At 60.0% G+C, this 22,747-nt stretch carries 11 protein-coding genes; 6 read left to right on the top strand and 5 right to left on the bottom strand.

From position 1 onward, the window contains the following. Window position 1 precedes the first annotated feature (1 nt). From CCGE531_RS27900 to CCGE531_RS27880, 5 genes are all read left to right on the top strand, one after another. Window positions 2–922 (top strand): glycoside hydrolase family 16 protein, encoded by a 921-nt coding sequence (locus tag CCGE531_RS27900; RefSeq protein ID WP_245459496.1) that lies wholly within the window; start codon window positions 2–4, stop codon window positions 920–922. A gap of 300 nt (window positions 923–1,222) precedes the next feature. After that, a complete protein-coding gene (locus tag CCGE531_RS27895; protein WP_245459494.1) occupies window positions 1,223–3,139 on the top strand; it encodes a non-ribosomal peptide synthetase in 1,917 nt (638 codons plus the stop codon). After that, complete coding sequence (locus CCGE531_RS27890) at window positions 3,136–11,214, top strand: non-ribosomal peptide synthetase/type I polyketide synthase (RefSeq protein ID WP_120669916.1); 8,079 nt, start codon at window positions 3,136–3,138, stop codon at window positions 11,212–11,214. Before CCGE531_RS27895 ends, CCGE531_RS27890 begins: the two co-directional genes overlap by 4 nt. Beyond that, entirely contained in the window at window positions 11,211–13,694 is a 2,484-nt protein-coding gene (locus tag CCGE531_RS27885) for a condensation domain-containing protein (protein WP_120669914.1), read from the top strand. The genes CCGE531_RS27890 and CCGE531_RS27885 overlap by 4 nt, the downstream gene beginning before the upstream one ends. A 104-nt stretch (window positions 13,695–13,798) precedes the next feature. Further along, on the top strand, window positions 13,799–15,400 hold the full coding sequence (locus tag CCGE531_RS27880; protein ID WP_120669912.1) for a hypothetical protein: 1,602 nt from the start codon (window positions 13,799–13,801) through the stop codon (window positions 15,398–15,400). Here the strand turns inward: CCGE531_RS27880 and CCGE531_RS27875 are convergent. Together CCGE531_RS27875 and CCGE531_RS27870 are read right to left on the bottom strand one after the other, a co-directional pair. After that, window positions 15,370–16,107, bottom strand: a complete 738-nt coding sequence (locus CCGE531_RS27875) for a 4'-phosphopantetheinyl transferase superfamily protein (protein WP_120669910.1) — start codon at window positions 16,105–16,107, stop codon at window positions 15,370–15,372. The genes CCGE531_RS27880 and CCGE531_RS27875 overlap by 31 nt on opposite strands. A 1-nt stretch (window position 16,108) precedes the next feature. Further along, the gene (locus tag CCGE531_RS27870; RefSeq protein ID WP_120669908.1) at window positions 16,109–17,293 is read right to left on the bottom strand and encodes a DegT/DnrJ/EryC1/StrS family aminotransferase; all 1,185 of its coding nucleotides are present in this window, start codon (window positions 17,291–17,293) and stop codon (window positions 16,109–16,111) included. Window positions 17,294–17,506: 213 nt separating this feature from the next. Between CCGE531_RS27870 and CCGE531_RS27865 the strand changes: the two genes are divergently transcribed. Then, complete coding sequence (locus CCGE531_RS27865) at window positions 17,507–19,237, top strand: GMC family oxidoreductase (RefSeq protein WP_120669906.1); 1,731 nt, start codon at window positions 17,507–17,509, stop codon at window positions 19,235–19,237. Here the strand turns inward: CCGE531_RS27865 and CCGE531_RS27860 are convergent. From CCGE531_RS27860 to CCGE531_RS27850, 3 genes are all read right to left on the bottom strand, one after another. Continuing rightward, window positions 19,219–20,058 carry a methyltransferase, TIGR04325 family gene (locus CCGE531_RS27860; protein ID WP_245459493.1) on the bottom strand — a complete coding sequence of 280 codons (840 nt, stop codon included), beginning with the start codon at window positions 20,056–20,058 and terminating at the stop codon, window positions 19,219–19,221. The two genes, CCGE531_RS27865 and CCGE531_RS27860, sit on opposite strands and share 19 nt — an antisense overlap. Window positions 20,059–20,092: 34 nt before the next feature. Beyond that, on the bottom strand, window positions 20,093–21,610 hold the full coding sequence (locus CCGE531_RS27855; RefSeq protein ID WP_245459491.1) for an oligosaccharide flippase family protein: 1,518 nt from the start codon (window positions 21,608–21,610) through the stop codon (window positions 20,093–20,095). 433 nt (window positions 21,611–22,043) lie between these two features. Then, window positions 22,044–22,736, bottom strand: coding sequence for a sugar transferase (locus CCGE531_RS27850; RefSeq protein ID WP_120669900.1), 693 nt, complete (start codon window positions 22,734–22,736; stop codon window positions 22,044–22,046). Window positions 22,737–22,747 lie beyond the last annotated feature (11 nt).

Raw genomic sequence — 22,747 nt, 5'->3', positions numbered from 1 at the left:
CGTGTCTAAGCCTTTTGGGGGACATGCTGGCCGAAATACGTTCTATACCCTGCGGGTTGTGCCGTTCATGCTTATGCACATGGATCGCTTCTCACAAACATGTCCTGCTCGATGCCTGCACAACCGTCGCGGGTTCCTTCGCGCGTCTATTGCCGCCGCACTCATTGCGATCGTGGACATCGACATTGCACGCGCTGGCGACACAGGGGATATGCTCGATGTCAGCGGCATGACGCTGACATTCGAAGATCCTTTCGATGATCTCAGTATCTCTGCCAGGGGGCCTGGCACCCGCTGGATTTCCCATACTCCGTGGAATGGTGATTTCGGAGGTGCCCGCTTCTCCGATCCGGGTAACGACTTCCCCTTTGCAATACAGGACGGCATGCTGCGCATTACCGCGGCGCGTGATGGCAAAGGTGCATGGCGCTCCGGCCTGATTGCTTCCGTCGATCGAAATGGAGATGGCTTCTCTCAGCAATATGGCTATTTCGAAATGCGGGCACGACTGCCCGATGGCCCCGGTGTCTGGCCGGCCTTCTGGCTGATCGGCAAAGATCGCTCAAAGGCCACCGCCGAGATAGACGTCATCGAATATTATGGTGATAAGCCGGGTGCCTATTCCTCGACAGCGCATGTCTGGCACCGGGATGGGCGCCACGATTCCGATTATGCCCGCATCGATGCATTCGCTGCCGCAAGTCCCAGTGATTTGCACACTTATGGCGTGAAGATCGATTCCGATTTCATACGAATGTATTTCGATGGAAAGCTCGTTTGGAAGACCAGAGCTTTACCAGAACATCGCCAGCCCATGTATATGCTCGTCGATCTCGGTATCGTCGAAGGCATAACGAAGATGGCCGCGGCTGATCCATCCTTCATGTTTGTGGATTACGTCAGAGCCTACCAGTTCAGGTAGCTGCCTCATCACCAACCCAACTCAGCATCGTCTCGATCAGCGTGATTGAGAATGTACCTTGCATGGCACTCGTTGCCTGTTGCCGTTGCTGCCATGCGTAATGCTTTTGGCCGAGTTGTTACCGCCGTATCGGATGTTTCCGACGAATTGGCTACGCACCCCCAGGACTTACGACTTTCGGTGGTGAGGACGATCATCCCAATGATCAACTGGTGCTTTTGCCGCAGCGTGAAATTCTGCGATGGACGATCAGGCATCGCATGCCGTGCCATCGTCAGTCGCAGGATGACCCGGAGGGTGATGATGATTGACCACGAGGCTCGAGCAGAAACAACTGGTGCAGCGGGCCTGCACTACGATTGCAACCTTTGCCTTCACGAAATGCTGCGCATTCAGGCTCGGGCGACACCGGAGGCAAGCGCTCTTGTCTATGGCGACACCAGGCTCAGCTACCGTGATCTCGACCGGATATCCGACGCGCTTGCGTTGCATCTGGTCAGGATCGGCGTCCACAGGGCCGATATTGTCGGTCTCTTCCTGCCGCGGAGCGCCAACGCCATCATTTGCAAGGTGGCGATCCTCAAGGCCGGCGGCGCCTATCTCCCGCTTGATCCCGCCCTCCCGATCGAACATCTCGATTTCGTCATCGGCGAATGCCTGCCGAAGGTCATTTTCGTCGATTCAGCTTTTGGCGATAAGCTTTGCAGTGTGCCGAGCATGAATGCCAAGGTCATCGAGGCAAATGCCATTATCGCCGAAATGGCAAGCCAACCGCGGGTTGCTCCGACAGCACCGACGATCACCGGCGCCGATCTCGCCTACATCATGTACACGTCCGGCTCGACCGGGCGCCCCAAGGGAACAATGATCTGCCATCGCGCCATTGCGCGGGTCGTTCTCGACCAGAATTATATCGATTTCCGCCGGGACGACGTCATTCTTCACACGGCCACTATTTCCTTCGACGCGTCGACTTTCGAAATATGGGGTGCGCTTCTCAATGGTTGCACAATGGCAATCATGCCGGATGCCGATTTTTCCATTTCGCGCCTGTCCGACTTCATGCGAGCGACGGATGTCAGCATCTCCTTCCTTACGACAGGGTTGTTCAATCTTTTTGCAGATCATGCCCGCGCATCCCTGCCGAAGCTTCGTCATATTCTTTTCGGTGGCGATGTAGGTTCGGCCGTTCATGCCCGGCGTTTTCTCGAACACCATCCCGGCTGCAAGCTTACCAATGTCTACGGCCCGACCGAGACGACGGTCTTTGCTACCGCTTTCCAAGTCTTGCCCAGTTTTTCAGGCGGCGAGCTGCCGATCGGCAAGGCTATCGCGCATACAGGGATCGCCATCCTGGACGAGGAATTGCGCGTCGTTCCGCCCGGGATCGAAGGCCAGTTGGCGATATCGGGCGATGGCCTGGCCATCGGCTATTTCAAGCACCCGGAACTGACGGAGCAGAAATTCGTGACCATCGCCACAAAGGACGGCGCGACACGCTTCTATCTGACCGGCGACATGGCCTCCATGAAACCTGATGGCACCGTTACCTTCAAGGGACGCCGCGACAGGCAGGTCAAGGTCAATGGCAAGCGCATAGAGCTCGACGAGATCGAAGCCGCGCTCAGGCGTGATCCGCGCCTTACCGACGGCATCGTCCTTTGCCACGTCCAGGGCGAGAACCTGAAACGCATCGTTGCATATCTATGCCCCAAGGAAAGCCATATGGGCGCGGGCGCCGACCTTACGCAGGACGTCATGGCGACGCTGCGCATGACGCTCCCGGCCTATATGATCCCGAGCGCCGCCGTCATCGTCGACACCCTGCCGCTCACGGCAGCCGGCAAGGTCGATCGCTCCAAACTCTTGCCGCCGCCTGTCGAAATGCAGGCGAAGCCGATGGATACCAGGAGCCGGACCGAAGAGCTGTTGACGGCGCTGTGGCAGGATGCATTGAGCCTTGCCGCCGTCGATGTCGACAGGAACTTCTTCGACCTTGGCGGCACCTCCCTGCAACTGATGGAAATTCATGCCGGTCTTGAGGAAGGGCTCGGTCGTTCGATCGATGTGGTTGCATTGCTGCGCCATACGACCATCCGGGAACTGGCACTTTATCTGGACGGCAGGACGCCTGGCCCAACGCGGATTGCCGCGGCGGCCCAGCGCGCCGCACTGCAAAAGAAAGCAATCTCTCACATCCGCAGGAGCTCCTTATGAAACGAAGTCACCAGGAGAAGGGCGAACAGCGTGATTTCGAAGAGAGCGAGGATCTGAACGGACAAATTTCCGGGCACATCGCCATTATCGGCATGTCCGGTCGTTTCCCGGGCGCCCCCTCCGTCGATGAACTTTGGAAGCTCGTGCTCGAAGGAAAGAACGCCTTTTCCCGTTTCTCGCCGGATGAAATCGAAGACGCGTTCACCGACGAGGAGCGGGCACAGCCGAATTATGTCGCCGCAAGACCTCATCTCGACAATGCCGATATGTTCGACGCCGAATTCTTCGGCATGTTTCCGCGCGAGGCTGCCGTCACCGATCCGCAGCATCGCATCTTCCTGGAAATATGCTGGGAAGCGCTCGAGGACGGGGGATACGATCCGCAGCGCTATGCCGGCCCGATCGGCGTCTTCGCCGGCTCCTCGATGCCGACCTATCTGATCAACAACGTCCTGCGCGATCGCGTCAAGGCGGAGGAGTTCACATCGAACTACCAGATCGGCTCGTTCCATGAGCTTGTCGGCGCGCTCAACGATACGTTGTCAACCCGCGTCGCCTACAAGTTCAACCTGCGCGGCCCCGCCTTCACGCTGCAGTCGGCATGCTCGACCTCGCTTCTTGCCGTTTCACAGGCGTGTCAGAATCTGCTTACCTATGGCTGCGACATGGCTCTTGCCGGCGGCATCTCGGTCACCATTCCGCAAAAGAGGGGCTACATCTATCAGGAAGGCGGCATGGCCTCGCCGGATGGCACCTGCCGACCTTTCGACGCCGACGCCGCCGGGACGGTCTTTGCGAGCGGCGCCGGCGTCGTTCTCCTGAAGCGCTATGAGGATGCGCTTCAGGATGGCGATCATATCTATGCGCTCATTCGCGGCTACGGCATCAACAATGACGGCAGCGACAAGATCGGTTTCACGGCGCCGAGCGTGGAGGGGCAAGCCGAGGCGATCGCCACCGCGATCGCTAATGCGGGCGTCGACCCCTCGACGATCGGCTATATCGAATGCCACGGCACCGCGACGCCGCTCGGCGATCCCATCGAGTTCAATGGCCTGACGAGAGCCTTTGCGGACGGCGCGCCGGGAGCCGCCAGTTGCGCGCTTGGATCGGTCAAGGGCACCATCGGCCATACGGATGCAGCAGCCGGCGTAACCGGGCTCATCAAGACGGCGCTGGCGCTTCAGAGCGCAAAAATCCCGCCGATGCCGAATTATCTTCAGCCCAATCCACGCATCAATCTCGAAGGAAGTCCCTTCTACATTCCGACCGCAATGATCGACTGGCCGCAGGGGCAGGTGCCGCGCAGAGCCGGGGTGAGCGCATTCGGCGTCGGCGGTACGAATGTCCATGTCGTTTTGGAGGAGGCTCCTCATCCATCGACTACGTCCAAAGAGGTAGAAGGGCACTACATCCTCCCCCTTTCGGCGCGCGACAAGCCGGCCCTTGCGCAGATGCGCACCAATTTGAGTAACCATCTCGCCGAGAACCCGAAGCTTTCGATCGCGCAGCTTGCCTACACGCTGCAATCGGGGCGGCGCGAGTTCGGCCATCGGCTGGCGGTTGCCGCCGGAAGTGTCGAGGAAGCGATCATCAAGCTGACGACAGACAGCTATCAATCGCTCGTTGCCGCGGATCGGCCGCCGGTTGCGTTCATGTTTCCCGGTCAGGGCGCCCAATATGTCGGCATGGGCGCCGGCCTCTACAGCTCCGAGCCGGAATTTGCCCGCTGGATCGATCGTGGTTCCGAGCTTCTGAAAATGACTCTCGGCCTCGACCTGCGTGACTACATCTGCCACACCGGCCCGGTAACGCAGGCGATCACCGACGAACAACGCGAAACCCGGATCGCCCAACCCTGTCTCTACCTTGTCGAATATGCGCTTGCCCGATTGTGGCTCAGCCGCGGCGTCAAACCGTATGCCATGATCGGTCACAGCGTTGGCGAGTTTGTTGCCGCAACGCTCGCCAACGTCATTTCCTTCGAAGACGGACTGCGCCTCGTGGCCAATCGCGGGCGGCTGATGCAGCATCAGCCGCAGGGCGCGATGGTGTCCGTTCGCGCCGACGCCACAACGACGGCTTCCTTTCTGCAAGGCGATGCCGAGATCGCCGCGATCAATGCTCCGAAGCTTTGTGTCATCTCCGGGCCGTTCGGCGATATCGACAAGGTATGCGCAGCGCTTGAAGCCGCCGATATAGCCTTCAGCCGCGTGCACACATCACACGCCTTTCATTCCGCAATGATGAAAGACGCGGCTCTTGCGCTCCGCCAGGAGACGGAAAAGGTAACCTATGGCACCGCGACGCTCCCATTCATCTCGGGCGTTACCGGCGACTGGCAAACCGCCGAGCTGATGACGTCTCCCAATTATTGGGCCATGCATTGCCGCGATGCCGTCCGCTTTGCCGATGGCCTGGTCACGCTTTGTCGCGACCGCAAGCCGGTTCTACTCGAAGTCGGTCCGGGGCGGACGCTTTCGGTGTTTGCCGCCCAGACGATCGCACGTGACGAGCTTGCCGCCGTCGTGCAATCCCTGCCGGAACATGACCGGGCCTCCTCTGCCGCCGAAACTCTCGCCGAAGCGCATGGCAAGGTATGGATGGCGGGCTGCCGGCTCAGTTGGCCGGCTCTTCCATCGGCTGCGCGGCGGCGTCTGTCTCTGCCCACCTACCCATTCCAGCGACAGCGTCATTGGATCGACGCGCCCCCATCCGCGCGCCGCGCGTCAAGCCTGAGCGCCTCCGCCAATCCGGAGAGCCATCCCGAAAACGGACCCTTTGTCTCTGACGTCAACATCACCGAGGAGAAACAAGCGATGAATGTTGCAGCATCAATTTCCATCTCCAGCCGCCTGCCGCAATTGGAAACGGCCCTTCTGACGCTATTGAGCGACATGTCGGGTGAAACGCTAGGCCCCGACGAACGGGCGGCGACATTCCTGGAGCTCGGCTTCGACTCGCTCTTCGTCGGTCAGTTCGCGCAACGCATCGAAAAAGACTTCAAGGTCAAAATCTCCTTCCGGGAATTGCTGAGCGATATCCCCTCCGTTGCCGATCTCGCCGTCCACCTCGATCAGCAGATGCCACCCGAGGCGATAAAGGCGGCTGAACCCGCGCCATCCGCCGCCGCCATCGCGGCCGCGCCGATGCCGGTTATGTCAGCACCAATCGTGTCAGCGCCAATCATGCCTGCCGCTACACAAGCTGCAGCAATGCCGGCCGCGGCTTCGGATCTCGCCACCGTGCTGCAATCCCAGATCCAGATGGCGCAGACCCTGTTCTCTCAACAGCTGCTGATGCTGCAGGCCATGCAGAGCGGAGCCCAGCCCCCCTTAACCTCGGGCGCGATGCCGGTGGCAGCGGTTGCGCCGGTGCCGCAACCGACAATAAGTGCGCCTTCTGCCCCCGCCGCGACGGAAAGCGATTTCGGCACCGAACGCATCAAGCTCTATCGCCCGAATGCCAAGAGCCTGGCGCCGGAGATTACCGCGGCCAAGCAGGATTTCATCACCAGCCTCACCAAGGCTTACGAAACCAAGAACGCCAAATCAAAGAGCTTCACCCAGGGTCATCGCGGACATCTGGCCGATCCCCGTTCCGCCTCGGGCTTCCGGGCGGATTGGAAGGAGATGGTGTTCCCGATCGTCTGCGACCATTCCAAGGGCGCCTATATCTGGGACGTCGACGGCAACCAATACGTCGATCTGGTCAATGGTTTCGGACAGACGGCCTTCGGTCATGCCCCTGATTTCGTTATCGACGCCGTCAAGGCTCAGGCCGACCGGGGATTTGCCATCGGCCCGCAGACGCCGCTTGCCGGCGACGTCGCAAAAATGATTGCCGAGGTAACCGGTCACGAGCGGGTCACCTTCTGCAATACCGGTTCGGAAGCGGTCATGGCTGCGATGCGGCTTGCCCGCGCCGTCACCGGCCGTGATCGGGTCGTGGTCTTTGCCAATGATTATCACGGCCAGTTCGACGAAGTGCTGGTCAAGGGCCGCAATCGCGCCGACAAGCCGATCGCCCTGCCCGTCGCCTCCGGCATCCCGATGGCCTCGGTGTCGAACATGACCGTGCTGCGCTATGGCGCTCCGGAAAGCCTCGACTTCATCCGCGCCAACGCCGCCGATATAGCGGCTGTCATCATCGAGCCGATCCAGAGCCGTCATCCCGAATTGCAGCCGCGTGAATTCGTCCTGGAACTCCGTGACATCGCCACCAAGTCCGAATTCGCCCTGGTCTTCGATGAGGTCGTCACCGGGTTCCGCGTCGATCCCGGCGGCATGCAGGCGATCTGGGGCATCAAGGGCGATATGGCAACCTATGGCAAGGTCGTCGGCGGCGGAATGCCGATCGGCGTGCTTGTCGGCAGCCCGCGCTTCATGGATGCGCTCGACGGCGGCTATTGGGATTACGGCGACAGCTCCGTGCCCATGACGGCGCCGACATTCTTTGCCGGTACCTTCGTCCGTCATCCCCTCACGCTCGCAGCCGCCGACGCCGTGCTGCACCACATCAAGGGAGAGGGATCGGCTCTCTACAGCCGTGTCGCCGAGCGAACGGAAGCGCTGGTCGCTGAGATCAGGGCCGATCTTGCCAGGCGCGGCATCGCCGACGTGGTTCATGGCTACAAGAGCTGGTTCGCCACCGACTTCTCCAGCCAGGATCCGCTCGGCGCGCTGTTCTATGCCCAGATGCGGCTAAATGGCGTCCACATACAGGACGGCTACCCCTGCTTCCTGACGACAGCCCACAGCGAAGACGACTTCCGCACGATCGCGAAAGCCTTCCGCGACAGTCTCGACGCCATGCAGGGCGTCGGAATATTCACGGCAAAGGAAGATCCATCCGTATCGGCAAAGCCGACGCAGGCATCCGTCGCGAGGCCGGACTCCGCGCCGCTGACGGAGGCACAGACGGAAATATGGCTCGCAGCCCAGGCGGGTGACGAAGCCTCCTGCTCATTCAACGAGTCCTTTTCGCTGACGCTGGAAGGAACACTCGACGAGACAGCCATCCGGAAGGCCTTCGACACGGTTATTGCGCGCCACGACGCGTTTCATATTCGCTTTGACCGCGGCGGCGAACATTTCCGTTTCATTCCGGATTTCAAGCTCGACCTGCCGATCCTTGAGGACATCGATGACCAGGGCCTTGCCATTCTTGTAGACGATGATGCTCATACGCCCTTCGATCTCATCAACGGCCCCCTGGTTCGCGCAAGCATCGTCAAGCTCGCAGCCGACAGGCACGTGCTGGTCTTCACGGCCCATCACATCATCTGCGATGGCTGGTCGATCAACACCTTCGTCGAAGAGCTTACGGCCGCCTACGAGGCTTTGAGGACGGGCAATGGTCCGGAATTCCAGCCGGCCCTTTCCTTCGCCACCTATTCGACGGAGCTTTCCCCCAGGCCGGAGAAATCCCAGGCGACCGAACAGTTCTGGCTCGATCAGTTCAAGACGGTTCCCGACCTTCCCGACCTGCCGCTCGATCGGCCGCGTCCGGAATATCGCAGCTTCGCGGGCGGCAGCTGCACCGGCTATATCGATGCCGACGTCTATAAGGCGCTGAAGAAGAAGGGCGCCAAATCGGGCGCCACGCTGTTCTCGACGCTGCTGGCGACCCTCCAGGTGATGATATCGCGGTTGTCGGGTCAGGACGATATCGTCATCGCCATTCCATCGGCTGGTCAAAGCCTGCTCGACGGCCAGATCCTCGTTGGCCATTGCGTCAACCTGCTGCCGCTGCGTCAGGCGGTATCGCTGACGGAGCCGTTCGCGGATCACTTGAAGGCAACGCAGCAGCTCGTCTTCCAGGCCTTTGAACATCAGGATTACACATACGGCACGCTGGTGCGCAAACTGGATACCAAGCGCGATCCGCGCCGCCTGCCGCTTACCGAAATACAGTTCAACCTCGAACGCATGGCCGGCGGATCATCCTTCGGCGATCTTAAGCCGACGATGGAGCCGAACGCGAAGGCCTTCTCCAACTTCGACCTGTTCTTCAACATGATCGAGGCAGGCGACCACATCCGCATCGACGTCGACTACAATGCCGATGTCTTCGACCGCTCCACCGTGGAACGATGGATCAGTCACTTCTCGACGCTTGCAGCCACCTTGGCCAAAGACATGGATCACAAGGTCGGTGAACTGTCGCTGCTCTCGGCGGAGGAGAAATCCTGGCTGGTCGACGATCTCAATCGGACGGCTGTGCCCCATGACCACGATCAGTTCGTCTTCTCGCTCTTTTCCAAACGGGCAGCCGAACAGCCGAATGCCATCGCCGCGCAACATGACGGCCAGACACTCACCTATGGCGAGCTGGAAACGCGCTCGAACCAGCTTGCTCTCTACCTCCAGATGGCGCTTCCCGATCCCGGCCAGCGCATTGCAATATTGGTCGAGCGCTCGCTGAACATGATCGTCGCCCTGCTCGCGGTCATGAAGGCAGGACATACCTATGTCCCGATGGATCCCGCTCATCCGGAACCGCGCCTGCTGCAGACGCTGGATATCGCCCGCATCGGCGGCCTGATTTGCGACAGCGACGACATGGCCCGGCTTGCGTCCAAGGACGCTCCCGTTATCCGGCTCGACCAGGATGCCAAGGCGATCGGTTCGATGACCGGCCTTGCCCTGAAGACCCTGCCTGTCGATACGACCGCATCCGCCTATATCATCTTCACGTCGGGCTCGACCGGCATGCCCAAGGGGGTCGAGGTTTCACATCGATCCCTGACAAACTTCCTTCTCTCCATGGCGAGGGAACCGGGCTTTGGCGCTGATGACACGCTTGTCGCAGTCACGACCATCTCCTTCGATATCGCCGGTCTGGAACTCTACCTGCCGCTGATATCGGGCGGAAAGGTCGTCATTGCCAGCCGCAGCCAGGTCCAGGACGGCTTTGCACTGGTCAAGCTCATCGACGAACAGGATGCCACGGTGCTGCAGGCCACGCCAACGCTTTGGCAGATGCTGGTCGAAGCCGGCCTGAAGGAGCGGCGGACGCTGAAAATGCTCTGCGGCGGCGAACCCCTGCCCAGGGAGCTGGCACGCTCGCTGCTTGGTATCGGCGGCGAACTCTGGAACATGTACGGCCCGACGGAAACGACGATCTGGTCATCCCTGCAACGCATCACGGATGCCGATCAGCCGATCACCATCGGCCATCCCATCGACAATACCCAGCTCTTCATTCTCGACCAAAGCGAGAATATCGCGCCAGTCGGCGTCGTCGGCGAGCTGTATATCGGTGGCGACGGCTTGGCGGAAGGCTATTTCGATCGCCTCGATCTCACCGAGAAAGCCTTCGTCCCGCATTGCTTCGCGATCGGCAGGCCGATGCGGCTTTACAAGACCGGCGACGTCGGGCGGCGGCTGGCGGATGGCTCGCTGCAATTGCTCGGGCGGCGTGACCAGCAGGTCAAGCTGCGCGGCTTCCGCATCGAGCTCGGCGACATAGAGGCCGTCATCTCCAAGGCGGAAGGTGTACGCCAATGTGCCACCGTCGTCGCCGAGAACGCCAAGGGCGATCGCTCGCTGGTCTGCTATATCGTGCCTGACACAGCCGGCAATGACGCATTGACGGCCGATATCGCCGCACATGCCAAGGCCAGTCTGCCCGGACATATGATCCCGAGCTTCTGGGTGATGGAAAGCGAGCTGCCGCACACCGCCAACGGTAAGCTCGACCGCAAAGCCCTGCAGCAGCGCGGCGTGCCGCAGCGGGGAGCTGCGCCAGCCAAGGTCCAGCCAAAAACCGAGATGGAACAACGGTTGCTGGCGATCTGGCAGGATGTTCTAAGCCTTAGCGATATTGGCATCGATGACAATCTCTACGCACTCGGCGCAGATTCGCTTGCCATCTTCCGCATCGCCGCCCGCATGCGCGACGACGGCTTGCCGCTGGAAGCAAAACATCTGCTGCGTCATCCGACGATCGCCGCATTGGCTGCCTTTGCCGACAGCCAGGCAGAGGCTCCGTCCGATCCGGTTCAACTCCACATACCATCACTGCGAGATTTTCGTAACGGCGCACGCCGCGGCCTGGGGGCATCTCTATGAGTACAGTCGACAATAGTCCAAGCGGTTCCCTTGCCGAACCGCAGATCATCGGCGAATTTCCCTGTACGCAGACGCAGCTGCGCTGCTGGATTCTCGATCAGCTCAATCCCGGCAATCCGGCGCTCAATGTCGCGGTCCGGTGGGAAATCCGGGGTTCATTCAAGGTCGTGACTCTCGAAGCGGCCTTTCGAAAAGTCATCCAGCGTCATGAAATACTGAGAACCCGCTTCATCGAAAAAAGCGGCCGGCCATTCCAGCAGGCCGTCGGCGACGTCAATTTCAAGATGTCGGTGATCGATCTTCGCGGCATGCCGCCGGAGCAGCGTCAGGCACGAATCCTGTCGATCGGCGAGGAGACCGCGCAAGCGCCCTTCGATCTTAGCACTCCGGGCCTCTTCCGCGTCACCCTGCTGATGGCCGAAAACGAGCGCGGATTTCTGTTGATCACCGCGCATCAGAGCTGCTTCGACGGCTGGTCCATCCGCGTCCTTGGGCGCGAGGTCGGCGAAATAGCGGCGGCGATCGATGCGGGACGCGCGCCGGTCCTGCCGGAGCTGCCATTGCAATATGGCGACTATGCCCTCTGGCAGCAGGAATATCTGGAAAGCTACGGCTTCGAGACGGAGAAAGCCTTCTGGCGGGAAACGATGCAGGGCGCTCCTTATTTCGAGGTAGCCCCCGATCGACCGCGCGGTCAGGTCAAGACCAATCGCGGCGACATTCTTTCCACCGCCCAAGCGCCCGCTTTCACCGATCGCATGGATGCGGCGGCGCGTACGCACTGCGTCTCGCAATACAGCTTCGGCGCCGCGGTCCTGAGCGCGGCCCTCCATCGCCTGACACAGGCCCCGACCGTTCTGTTCGGCTCGCAGATCGCCGGTCGCGAACAAAGCGATCTGGAAGACCTGATCGGCGTCTTCATCAACAATCTGGTCCTGCGTTTCGACTTCGGCTCCGATACCAGCTTTGCCGAGCATATACGTTCCGTCAGCGCGACGATCGAAGGAGCGCTGAACCATCAGCGCATGCCGTTCAACAAGCTCGTGGAACTCGTCAATCCGGTGCGTGACCCGGCACGCAATCCGCTGATCTCCGTCAACTTCAATCTGCAGAAGGCGTTTCTCGAAGATCGGCGCTATGGCGGTTTCGAGCTGATCAGCTCGCCCTCGCAGTCTCCCGGCGTCATCTACGATCTGAGCTTCATCATGATCGGCCGGCCGACCGGCTGGCGCATGTCGATCGAGTACAATGCCGATCTTTTCGAAGCCAGCACGATCGAAAGCCTCCTGCAACTATGGCGGAATGCTTATGAAATTGCTCTCGATCACCCTGAGGCGCCGCTTTCTTCGCTCGCTGCGCCGGAACGACACCTGGCAGCTTCCGCCGAGGTTGCGCCGCTGGATGGCGCCGTCACAAGCAAATCGCCGGCGGATACGCGAATGGAAGCGCTTGCTGAGCTTTGGAAAGAAGTCCTACAGGTTCCGCAAATACGTCCGGATGATGATTTCTTCGCACTCGGCGGCCACTCGCTCCTCGCGTTACGGCTCCTATCGGAAATACGCGCAAGATTCGAAGCAGCACCGACATTGCAGCTTCTATTCAAGCAGCCGACGTTTGCAGGCTTTGCAGCGGCGATCTTCAATGTCGATCCGACGCCGGCAGCCCAGGAAAAGTCGGTAAACCCATGGGAACTGATCACCTGCAAGCATGGCACGGGGGCCGGTACGGTTTATACGCTCAATCATCCGTTCCTGTATTATCGCCTCGCCAACGAGCTGCCGGACAGCGTCTCGGTGCACAATGTCAACATGTTCCACGCAGATCTGGCAAACGGCCTGGATCGCCTGAGCATCGAGGATATAGCCAGCCGCGCGATAGACGCCATGCGGATCGACAAGGCCGTGGGTCGTGTTGCCATCGTCGGGCTCTGCGTCAATGGAATCCTGGCGCTGGAAGTCGGACGGCAATTGCAGGAACGAGGCATCGATGTCGGCACCACGGCAATCATCGACGCATGGGCTCCGGGCTTTTTCGTATCCCTGCCGAAACGGGAGCAGGCACGCTGGAACCGCGAACGGCGGCGCAAGCGGCTTGCCTATTTCACCCGAAAGCTGCTCTCCGGCCGTATCCGGCTGATCGACTATCTCAAGGAGTTCGAAGTCTCGCTGTCGCTTTTGAGGATATTCGGTGTCAAGGCTGGCCAGTATTCGCCTGAAGAGGAAGCGAACGAGGCCGTTACCAAGTTGCTGGTGGCGTCAGCACGTCGCTACAAGCCGCCGCAGACGAAGGATCCCAGCATCGTGCTGCTGCGAAGCAGCGCAACCAATCCTCGGGCGCGCAAATTGCGGTTCGGATGGGGCGATGCGATCGGGGACGACTGCCCGGTGGTCGATATCGATGGCTGGCACGAGGATTCGCTCACCAGCAACGGTATCCGCGACCTGGCGTCGACACTCTCTGGCAAACTCGCCGGCGGCTAGAGCATGATACCGAAAAGGGCAGGCAATTTTCGGAGGATATCATGCTCTACCCATTCGATTCGTCCAATGGCGTGGAAAGAGCCGAGCCATAAGGGGAAGAAGTGATGAACGAGACCAACCCATTGAGGATCGGCATCCTTGTTGCGCGCGGGCGCGCGCTCGAGAATTGGGAGTTGATGATCCTGGATCGAATCCTCGCGGAACCCTCTCTGGAGCTGGCGGCGGTTTTCACTCATCCCAATCCGTTCGAAGATGGCGCGACGTCGAAGCTGTTATCCTGGAGCGCGCGGCTGGAGGCCAGCGTCCTTGCGCGCCAGCCGGCCTATGCGTCAAAATATTTCGATAGCCACCGCCACTTTATCGATTGCTACGAAGCCGACGGCGATAAGACGTGTGTTGCCGACAACATCACCGGCGCAATGCTGCGTCGCCTGAAGCTCGACCTTGTCATCCGCACGACCCCGAGAGGCATGGCCGACGATGCGGTCGCAGCATTGCCGTTCGGAGAATGGGCTTTCAATTTCTCCGACCAGCGATCCGCCGAAGCGGATTGGTTCGGATATGCCGAGGTTCTGGCGCGTGCTCCGACCGCGGATATCGCTCTTTATGCACGATGCGGCGGTAAAGCCGGCAAGCGGGAGATTGCAAGGGCAGCATTCAACACCAAGCCAAGTGCGGCGAGATTGAGCGCCTTCGTGCGGGAGCGAGGCGTGACGCTTCTCATGCGCGAATTGGCACGGCTCGCCGACGTCAGACAGTTCGATCCGCCCGCCCTCGTTGATGCAACCGACGCGCGCCCGCCGACGTTCGGCGACCTCCTTCGTTACGGTAGCATCGTCGCGGGCTCTGTCTCGACCAGGGCATATAAATCGATCAAGGCGAGGCTCCATATCGATTCCGCCGTGTGGACCCTCTATACGGGATACGGGCAGATCGATGACTTCGATCCGAGCGAGGCGGTCGAGATCCCCCCTTCCGACAACAGCATCAAGGCCGATCCGTTTCTCTTCCAGCACGAGGGCAAATGCTATCTGTTCTACGAGACCTATGCCCGCGGCGACCACAAGGCGCATATCGCGGTCGGCCGCTTCGACGGAGACGCACTTACACAGGTCGGGGTCGCGCTGGAGCGCCCCTATCATCTTTCCTATCCGTTCATATTCCGCGACGGCGATCAGATCTTCATGATACCGGAAACGCATCAGGCGCGGCGCCTCGAGATCTGGCGATGCTCCCAGTTTCCATTGAAATGGGAGCTGCATGCCACGGCCTTCGAGGGACAATCACCCGCCGACAGCATTCTTGTCCGTCACGGCGGCAAATGGTGGCTCTTCACCAACCTGTCGGATTTTCATGCCTACGAAGATCATTGCAGCGAGCTCTACCTGTTCGAGGTCGATGGGCCGGCGCTCACGGGCATCAAGCCTCACAAACGAAATCCCGTCGTCATCGGCAGCACGGAGGCTCGCGGCGCCGGACGCATCTTCGAACATGACGGCAGGCTCCTGCGACCTTCGCAGCACAATGCGCACGGCATCTATGGTTACGGGCTCAACATCATGGAGATCGAGACGCTCACGCTCGATGACTATCGCGAGCGTCGCATTCGTACCATAACGCCCGGCTTCAAGGCCGGGCTGCACGGTTGCCACCATTTCGATGAGACGGGTGGGCGCTACATTCTCGATGCCAGGCTGACCATCTGAGCCGTGCACTCACTGCGATAACATAGGCGAAGCCGGCGTCCTCCAGTCGAGGCAACAATCGCGCCGGCGAAGTTGATCGGCGTCGCAAGCTCCAGAACGATCCAGTTTTCCGGCGCGTCGGGCTCCCCTTCCAGTCGTTCCAATCGCGGTTCACTAGACCAGTCGAAGGTGACATCGAAGCTATCCAGCGGCAGCGACAGCCCGGCGCCATGCGCCTTGATGAAGGCCTCCTTGCGCGTCCAGCAGCGATAGAAACCATCCAGATAGCATTCCGCCGGCAGAGACCGAAGCGTCCCATACTCCCTGCGCGAGAAGAACCGCTTTGCGACGTCCTCCTTCAGAAACCGGATTTCCTCGATATCGACACCGAGCTCGTAGCGATCGGACACGGCAAGGACGGCTAGATCGGCGCTGTGGCTGAGATTGAAACGAATCGAGGCGGCGCCGCCAGCCGACACCGAAGGCTTTCCATGGTCGCCATAGTTGAAGCGGATCGCTTGTGGCGGAAGGCCGAGATAGCGCCCCAATATCAGCCGCATCCCGCTTCTGGCCGCAACAAAGCGAAGCCTGTGATGGTCATGAATGAAGCGATCCGCCCGAGCGCGTTCGTCGAGGGACAGCAATGTCGTGGACGCGCCGAGATCGGTCGGCGGCGCGTCCAGCCTCCAGCTCCAGACATCGATGACGTCAGGGCCGATACTCTCCATGCTAGATCGTTGCATAGAAGAGGTTGGTGGGTATGGATTTGGCCTGTCGCGACATTCGCCGAGCCATGTGCGCAACCAGAGCCACGGGATAGTTCTCCCCAAGACTGATGCGACAGCTGCGCTTCAGAATATCCAGCGTTTGCGCACAGAGCTCCGGTGTGTACTCGATTTTCCGATCCGTCCAGTGAAACGGATTCATCGCCGGATGGCCGGTGCGCTGCTGCAGTATCGGCTGCCAGTTGGTATAGACATGGCGGCTGGAATCGAAGAGCCGATAGACGCCGCGCTTGTTTTCCTCGGCAAATCTCTTTGCCTCTTCCGAGGTCTCGAAGATGACGTGAAGCCCCGCCGCATTGCCGACATCATTATGCGGGCCCACCATCAGCCGCGTGTTCTTGGCAAAGATTTCGCTCATCACGTCGTAACGCTCGCGCATGCGGGCAATCATCGGATCGAGCTTCTTCAGCTGTACGTTCAGCATCGCCCCCTGGATCTGGCTCGCCTTGAAGTTCACGCCCAGCATGGGCGGCTCGTTGGCATTGTCGAGATGGCCGCGAAACATGGAGCCGATGTCGTGATACATGCGGGCGCGCGCGAACAGCCGCGCATCGTTGGTCACGAACGCGCCGCCCTCGCCGCAATTTATGTTCTTGAATTGATTGAAGCTGAACGCCCCGAAATCACCGATCGTGCCGACCCGCTTAGTCTTGTAGCGCAACCCGACGGCCTGGCAGGCATCTTCGATCACCACGAGATTATTCTCGCGGGCTATGCGCATGATGCTGTCCATGTCGCAGACCATGTTCGACATATGGACAGGAATGATTGCCCTCGTCTGCGGCGTGATCTTGCGCAGGATATCCTGCGGATCCATGGTGAGCGTGTGGTCGACATCGACCAGAATGGGCACTGCGCCGGCCGCCAAGGGCGCAGCGGCGGTTGCGATCCAGGTATAGGCGGGCACCAGCACTTCATCGCCAGGCCCGACGCCGGCTGCCACCAGGGCCGAAATCAGGGCCCCGGTTCCGCTGCTTGTCGTGAGCGCATGCCGCACGCCGAACTTGGTACAGAAATCGGCCTCGAAACGCCCCAGCGGGCCGCCGGTTTCGTCGCTGTAACGTGCCAGCTTTCCAGAGGCAAACACCGGCGCGAGCGCCAACCATTCCCGTAACCCAACCTTGGCCATAGTTTTCGCTCCCCAGGAAACACGGCATTTGCAGGAGAGCCTAGCGTGTGATCGCTCCGTTTTCAGCATGGCTTTCCGACTGAAAAAGAACATCGCAAACGATCAAAGCACCTATCCGAAATCGGTAGATGTCATCCCCGCCTATGCCAATCGAACAATTATCCGCGCGCTCGCAATGCTGGTAAAAACGAGAAAAGCGGATGGAAAACGACCATGATGAGCCGCGACTTGAGCTCTATGCCACATGGCATTGAAATATATGCAGATATTGCCATTATCGGCGGCGGACCGGCAGGAATTGCGATCGCGCGCGAACTTGCCGATACGCAGATCCGCGTTCTCGTCGTCGAAAGCGGCGGCCATGATTACGAGGCCGAGGTTCAGGCGTTGAACGCCGTCGAAAATATAGGCCAGCCTTTCAGTGCGGCGAACGCCACACCCGAAGGGCGAGGCTATAACGGCAACCTGGCGTGGCTGAACGACATTCCGGCATTTGAGTTGCGAAACCGCATCCTTGGCGGCAGCAGCCATACATGGATCGGCAAATGCGCCGCCTTCGATGAAATCGACTTCAACAGCCGACCTTGGCTGCCGCTTTCCGGCTGGCCGATCAAGCGTCGCGAACTGCTGCCGGCTCTCGATCGCGCCGGGGAACTGCTCAATCTCGGGCCTAATGTTTATGATGAAAGCCTCTTTGCCCTGTTGCATTCGCGCCCCGATGATCTCGGTCTCGACACCCAGCTGCTGCGGCCCTTCTTCTGGCAGTTCAGTCATATGCGGCATCCGCGCGCGGAGCCGATGCGGTTCAATCGCCTTGCCCTCGACATCAGGGCAACGAATATAGATTTTCTGCTGCATGCCACGGTGATCCAGATCAATCTCGACAGCCAGGGCCGGAGGGTGACCTCGCTGGATCTCAAAAGTCCGACCGGCCGGAGCGCAAGCGTCCGCGCCGATACGGTCGTTCTTTGCGGCGGCGGCGTCGAGAATGCACGCCTCCTGCTTGCGTCGAATTCCGTGCTGCCCGCGGGCATAGGCAACGCGCATGACGTCGTCGGGCGCTATCTCTGTGATCATCCCCGGACCTCGCTCTGCCGCTTCACAGGGCGCGATATTGACGCCATTGCGCGGCATTTCAATTTCTACGGCCTTGGTCACGGCGGGCGGACGCATTTCTATCTCAGGGGGCTGTCCCTGAGCCCGGAAATGCAGGCGCGCGAAGGCCTCACCAATTGTGCCGCCTATCCCGTTCAGGTCCACGCCGACGACGATCCCTGGGCGGCGCTCAAGCGCTTGACGAAGGGAGCAAGCAAGACGTTCAAGGGCGATCTGCTCGCAGTTGCGAAATCGACTGATATGATTGTGTCAGGACTTTATGATCGCCTCATCCGTAAGCGCGGACTTTCGCACCGCTCGACCGAATTGCGTTTCGACGTCATGGTGGAACAGCAGCTCAATTCCGAAAGCCGCATCACGCTTGCCGACCAGCGCGATCAGCTCGGCCAACCGCTGGCACGCATCGACTGGAAGATTGGCACGCGCGAAACAGATAGCGTCAAACGGCTTGCACTGACAATCTCGAATGAATTCGTCCGCGTCGGACTGCCGAAACCACGGCTGCCGGACTGGATCATTGCCGACGAAAATACGGGTGCCATGTTCATGGACATGGCCCATCCTTCGTGCACGACCCGCATGGGAACCGATCCGCGAACAAGCGTCGTCGACACCAATGCCATGGTTCATGGCACCCATGGCTTGTTCATTGCCGGCAGTTCCGTGTTTCCGACATCCGGCCACGCCAATCCGACGTTGACGCTGCTTGCCTTGTCGATCCGGCTCGCCGACCATCTCAAGCAACGGTATGCGGCCGCACAGTCGCGCAAGCCTCGTGTCAACGAACTGGATCTGTCCCTCCTTCAAGGCTACCCAAGTCGAAAGTAGAATCCGGCGCTTTCGCTGCGTCCCAGCTCAGGATGAGTGTCGATTGCGTGCGACAAGGAGGGAATGGACCAGCGATCGACCTGTCTATACCCAAGCCTTGTGATGTCCGCGATGAATTCAGCCTCGTTGTGCATGTGGTAGGGGACGTATGACCCGCCGATCCGTTCAAGCGTAACGATGGTGCTGTCCTGGCGGAGCGCGACTTTATTGAGGATCACGTGATGCGGCCGAGAGGGCATTTTCATCAGCAGGCTGGAGAGCGGCATATCGAGATATTGCATGAGCCCCGACCCGAGGAACAACGGCATGGCGCCTGCATCCTCGATCCGCTCGACAAAGCCGAGGCCGGTCAAGCCTTCCTTTTGGGCAAGACCTTGTCCGGCATGAACGATGGCGGGTAGATCATAGACGACCCAGCGAAACGGGCTCTCCAGCGGCAGCAGAGGACGAAAGGCGCGATATTTCGTTCCCATATGACCACCTGCATCGACGAGACCATCGATCTCGGGCAGCAGGCTGCGAATCCAGAACAGCACCGGATAATCCCACGGCGTCACCTGGCACATTTTGGCAAAGGCGACGCTTGCGATCTCCTCGTGATCGTAACCGGCCAATGTCCGCCTGCGGGCGGCTGCCATGGCCGCGTCGTAAGAGCCGTAAGCGCCGGTAAATCGTCGCGGAAAGGGGGAAAGATAGGTCAGCCGTCCCCTGGCGAGCCGCAGAGGCGAAAGTCCCTGGGCGGCGGTTTGCTTCGCTCCCTTGAAAACCGTGCGCGCGTATTCCGACCACGATGAACTGGACCACAACGACGTCGCCATCATCCCTCTCCTCGTCCGTGCCAGCTGGTCGCCGCCATTATCGCCTGACCGACAGAATTGAGGCCGTGCCTCCGAACATCTTTTCCAGAACGAATAGCGTGCAGGCATAGATCGCGCTGCCGGCGGCAACTTGCAGCAACACGGTCAATACATGCCGCATGCTGAGCGTCTCGGCGAAATAGCCGAGCGCGTAGACCGCCGCCGCCATCAGGGCGATCGCGACCACGACATAGCCGCTCTTGCGCAAGACCTTTCCCCAGCCGAGGCCCCCATAGTTCTTCTGCAGATGCACCGAGGTCAAAAAGGAGATCAGTGATGCGGCGCATTGGCCCCATGCCGCAGCCGTGACGCCGAAAGGTGCCAGAATGAGGATCAGCGAGACGGAAACCAATGCGTTGAGCAGCAAGGTCGCCGGCATGCGCCTGATATTGCCTGACAAGGATAGCAGAGCCTCGGTCACATAGCCTGGCGTCAAAAGAACCTGCTTCATGGAGAGTATCGTCACGAGGATTGCCGCAGGCGCCCACTTGTCGCCGAGTACGACATCGATCAGATTGGACGAAATCAGCGAGAGGCCGAGATAGATCGGCGTGGAAATTGCCATGAGGACCATCATGAAAACCGTCGCGGCGGCCCCGGTGTCACGAACAGGCCTTCCGTCTGAACTCATCACCATTGCGGACCGGCGAAACAGCGTCCAGGCAAGCATCCGCGCCGGCTCGCCGATGAGCTCGGAAAATGCCGCGACGATGCGCTCGGCGACACGGTAATAGCCCGCCTCCGCAAGGCCGAGAAAACTGCCGATCGCCAATGTTCCGGAATAGGAGCGCAGAAAGACGATCAGCCGGTTCGACAGGATATGGCGCGAAAATTCGAGAATCTCGCGCGCGAGCGGCCAGGTCAGGTATATTCTGGGATACCAGCCGAGCACGACTGCGGAGGCGCCCAGGCAGACCAGCTGCGACACGAGCCGTCCGGCCACAAGCGAAAAGACGTTCCACCCCAGCCACAGTCCCAGCATGGTGCTGCAAAGCCCGGCCGTCTCGCTGGCCATCCGGATTACGGCCTGTTTGCGCAGGAGACCTCGGGCGACCAGCAGCCCGTCATAAACGGCATAAAGCGACGATGGCAGGAACCAGCAGCTGAAGAGAGCCAGAAGCAGCGCTTCGTGAGGCCGCCGAAAGATGAGCCATGCAACGGCCGCCGCCGTCAAGCCGACGATCGTTACGAGCGTGCCGGCAATGATCGAAATCGTGCCGACCTGGTCGAGTTCCCGCGCGCTGCACTCGGCCTTCATGACGAATTCGCCCCATCCGCCTTCCGCAATCACGACCAGCATGACCACGATGGCGGAGCTGAAAGCATAGAGGCCGAATTCCGTCGATTCCAGCATGCGAGCGGCGACAAGGAATATGAGGAGCTGGACGACCTGCGAGACGATTTTCGAAACGAGCGTCGATGCTCCGTCGCCGACGACCGACGACATGCGGGAGCGGAGCCAGTGCCGCAGGCCAGTCCACCCAAGGCTCTTGCGGCGAAGCGGAAAACTGTCCATCAGCGCCCCATCCCTGCGAGCAGACACGGGGCGAAACTCGTTTTCACGGCATTTGATTGAGAAAATTTCGCGAAATATCGCAAGCAGTTGCGTAGTCTCATCCAGTTTTGCACCAGATAAAGTCCGTAGCGTTCCCATTCAGGACATGATTCCGTGCAATGAAGCGCTGCCTGCAAGCGGGGAATGCCGGAACTATACGATTTTATTTCACAAATACTTCTGCCTTGGCCGCCAGGGCCGGATCGAAATTCTCGGCAATAGAATAGGAGCTTGCCGGCAAACATCATGAAACACCACGCAGAGCCCCTTATGAACGACGAAAACCATGATCGCATCGCCCCAGGATCGCCGGGCAGATCGAGACAGAAATACCTCCTTCGGTGGATGCTGGTGATCTTCTGTGTCGTCGTATGGGTTGCTGCAGCTGCGTTCTTCATTTGGTGAGACGTTCTTTTTCATTGCGCGCGAGCAGTACGACGCCGGCGGTTTTGACGAGAATGGCAAAGTCGGTGCGCATCGAACGGCTGTGGAAATAGTCCAGATCGAATTGGACGCGCTCTTCATAGGTGGTGTCGGCGCGGCGGCTGACTTGCCAAAGACCGGTGATGCCGGGCCGCACCCCCAGATAGCAATAGAGGTCGGATCCGTAGCGCTCGAGTTCCGCGGCAACGACGGGGCGAGGCCCGACCAGGCTCATGTCGCCACGCTGAACATTCAGCAATTGGGGCAGCTCGTCGGCACTGCTCATCCGCAGATATTTTCCGAACCAATGAACGCGCGGATCGCTCGTCAGCTTCTGCGTGGACAGCCATTCCAGCCTTCGGTTCTCGTCGCGAGCCAGAAGCTCTGCCAGCTGCCGGTCGGCATCCTTGCGCATCGTGCGGAATTTCAGGCATTCGAACGGGCGGCCGTCGCGGCCGATGCGTGTGTGGCGATAGATGATGGGACGGCCGTCGACCAGGAGCAATACGATCGCGATCGCAAGCAGCGCCGGCGCCAGAAACAGCAATCCTACTCCGGAAAGAAGAATGTCGGCAATGCGTTTGGAGCGGCCCTGCCGTTCCGCCCGCTTCACGTCGCGGCGAGCTCTCTCGCCGTGGGCAACGCCGTCAACAGTCGATAACATGGCTCTGGCCC

It is taken from the genome of Rhizobium sp. CCGE531 (genome assembly GCF_003627795.1).
Lineage (GTDB): Bacteria > Pseudomonadota > Alphaproteobacteria > Rhizobiales > Rhizobiaceae > Rhizobium.
This window is presented reverse-complemented; position numbering and strand designations above follow the sequence as displayed.

Excerpts from the sequence above, each read along its gene's own strand:
- CCGE531_RS27895 (WP_245459494.1), top strand. The coding sequence starts at position 1,223 with ATGATGATTGACCACGAGGCTCGAGCAGAAACAACTGGTGCAGCGGGC.
- CCGE531_RS27890 (WP_120669916.1), top strand. The coding sequence starts at position 3,136 with ATGAAACGAAGTCACCAGGAGAAGGGCGAACAGCGTGATTTCGAAGAG.
- CCGE531_RS27885 (WP_120669914.1), top strand. The coding sequence starts at position 11,211 with ATGAGTACAGTCGACAATAGTCCAAGCGGTTCCCTTGCCGAACCGCAG.
- CCGE531_RS27880 (WP_120669912.1), top strand. The coding sequence starts at position 13,799 with ATGAACGAGACCAACCCATTGAGGATCGGCATCCTTGTTGCGCGCGGG.
- CCGE531_RS27875 (WP_120669910.1), bottom strand. The coding sequence starts at position 16,107 with ATGGAGAGTATCGGCCCTGACGTCATCGATGTCTGGAGCTGGAGGCTG.
- CCGE531_RS27870 (WP_120669908.1), bottom strand. The coding sequence starts at position 17,293 with ATGGCCAAGGTTGGGTTACGGGAATGGTTGGCGCTCGCGCCGGTGTTT.
- CCGE531_RS27865 (WP_120669906.1), top strand. The coding sequence starts at position 17,507 with ATGATGAGCCGCGACTTGAGCTCTATGCCACATGGCATTGAAATATAT.
- CCGE531_RS27860 (WP_245459493.1), bottom strand. The coding sequence starts at position 20,058 with ATGATGGCGACGTCGTTGTGGTCCAGTTCATCGTGGTCGGAATACGCG.
- CCGE531_RS27855 (WP_245459491.1), bottom strand. The coding sequence starts at position 21,610 with ATGGACAGTTTTCCGCTTCGCCGCAAGAGCCTTGGGTGGACTGGCCTG.
- CCGE531_RS27850 (WP_120669900.1), bottom strand. The coding sequence starts at position 22,736 with ATGTTATCGACTGTTGACGGCGTTGCCCACGGCGAGAGAGCTCGCCGC.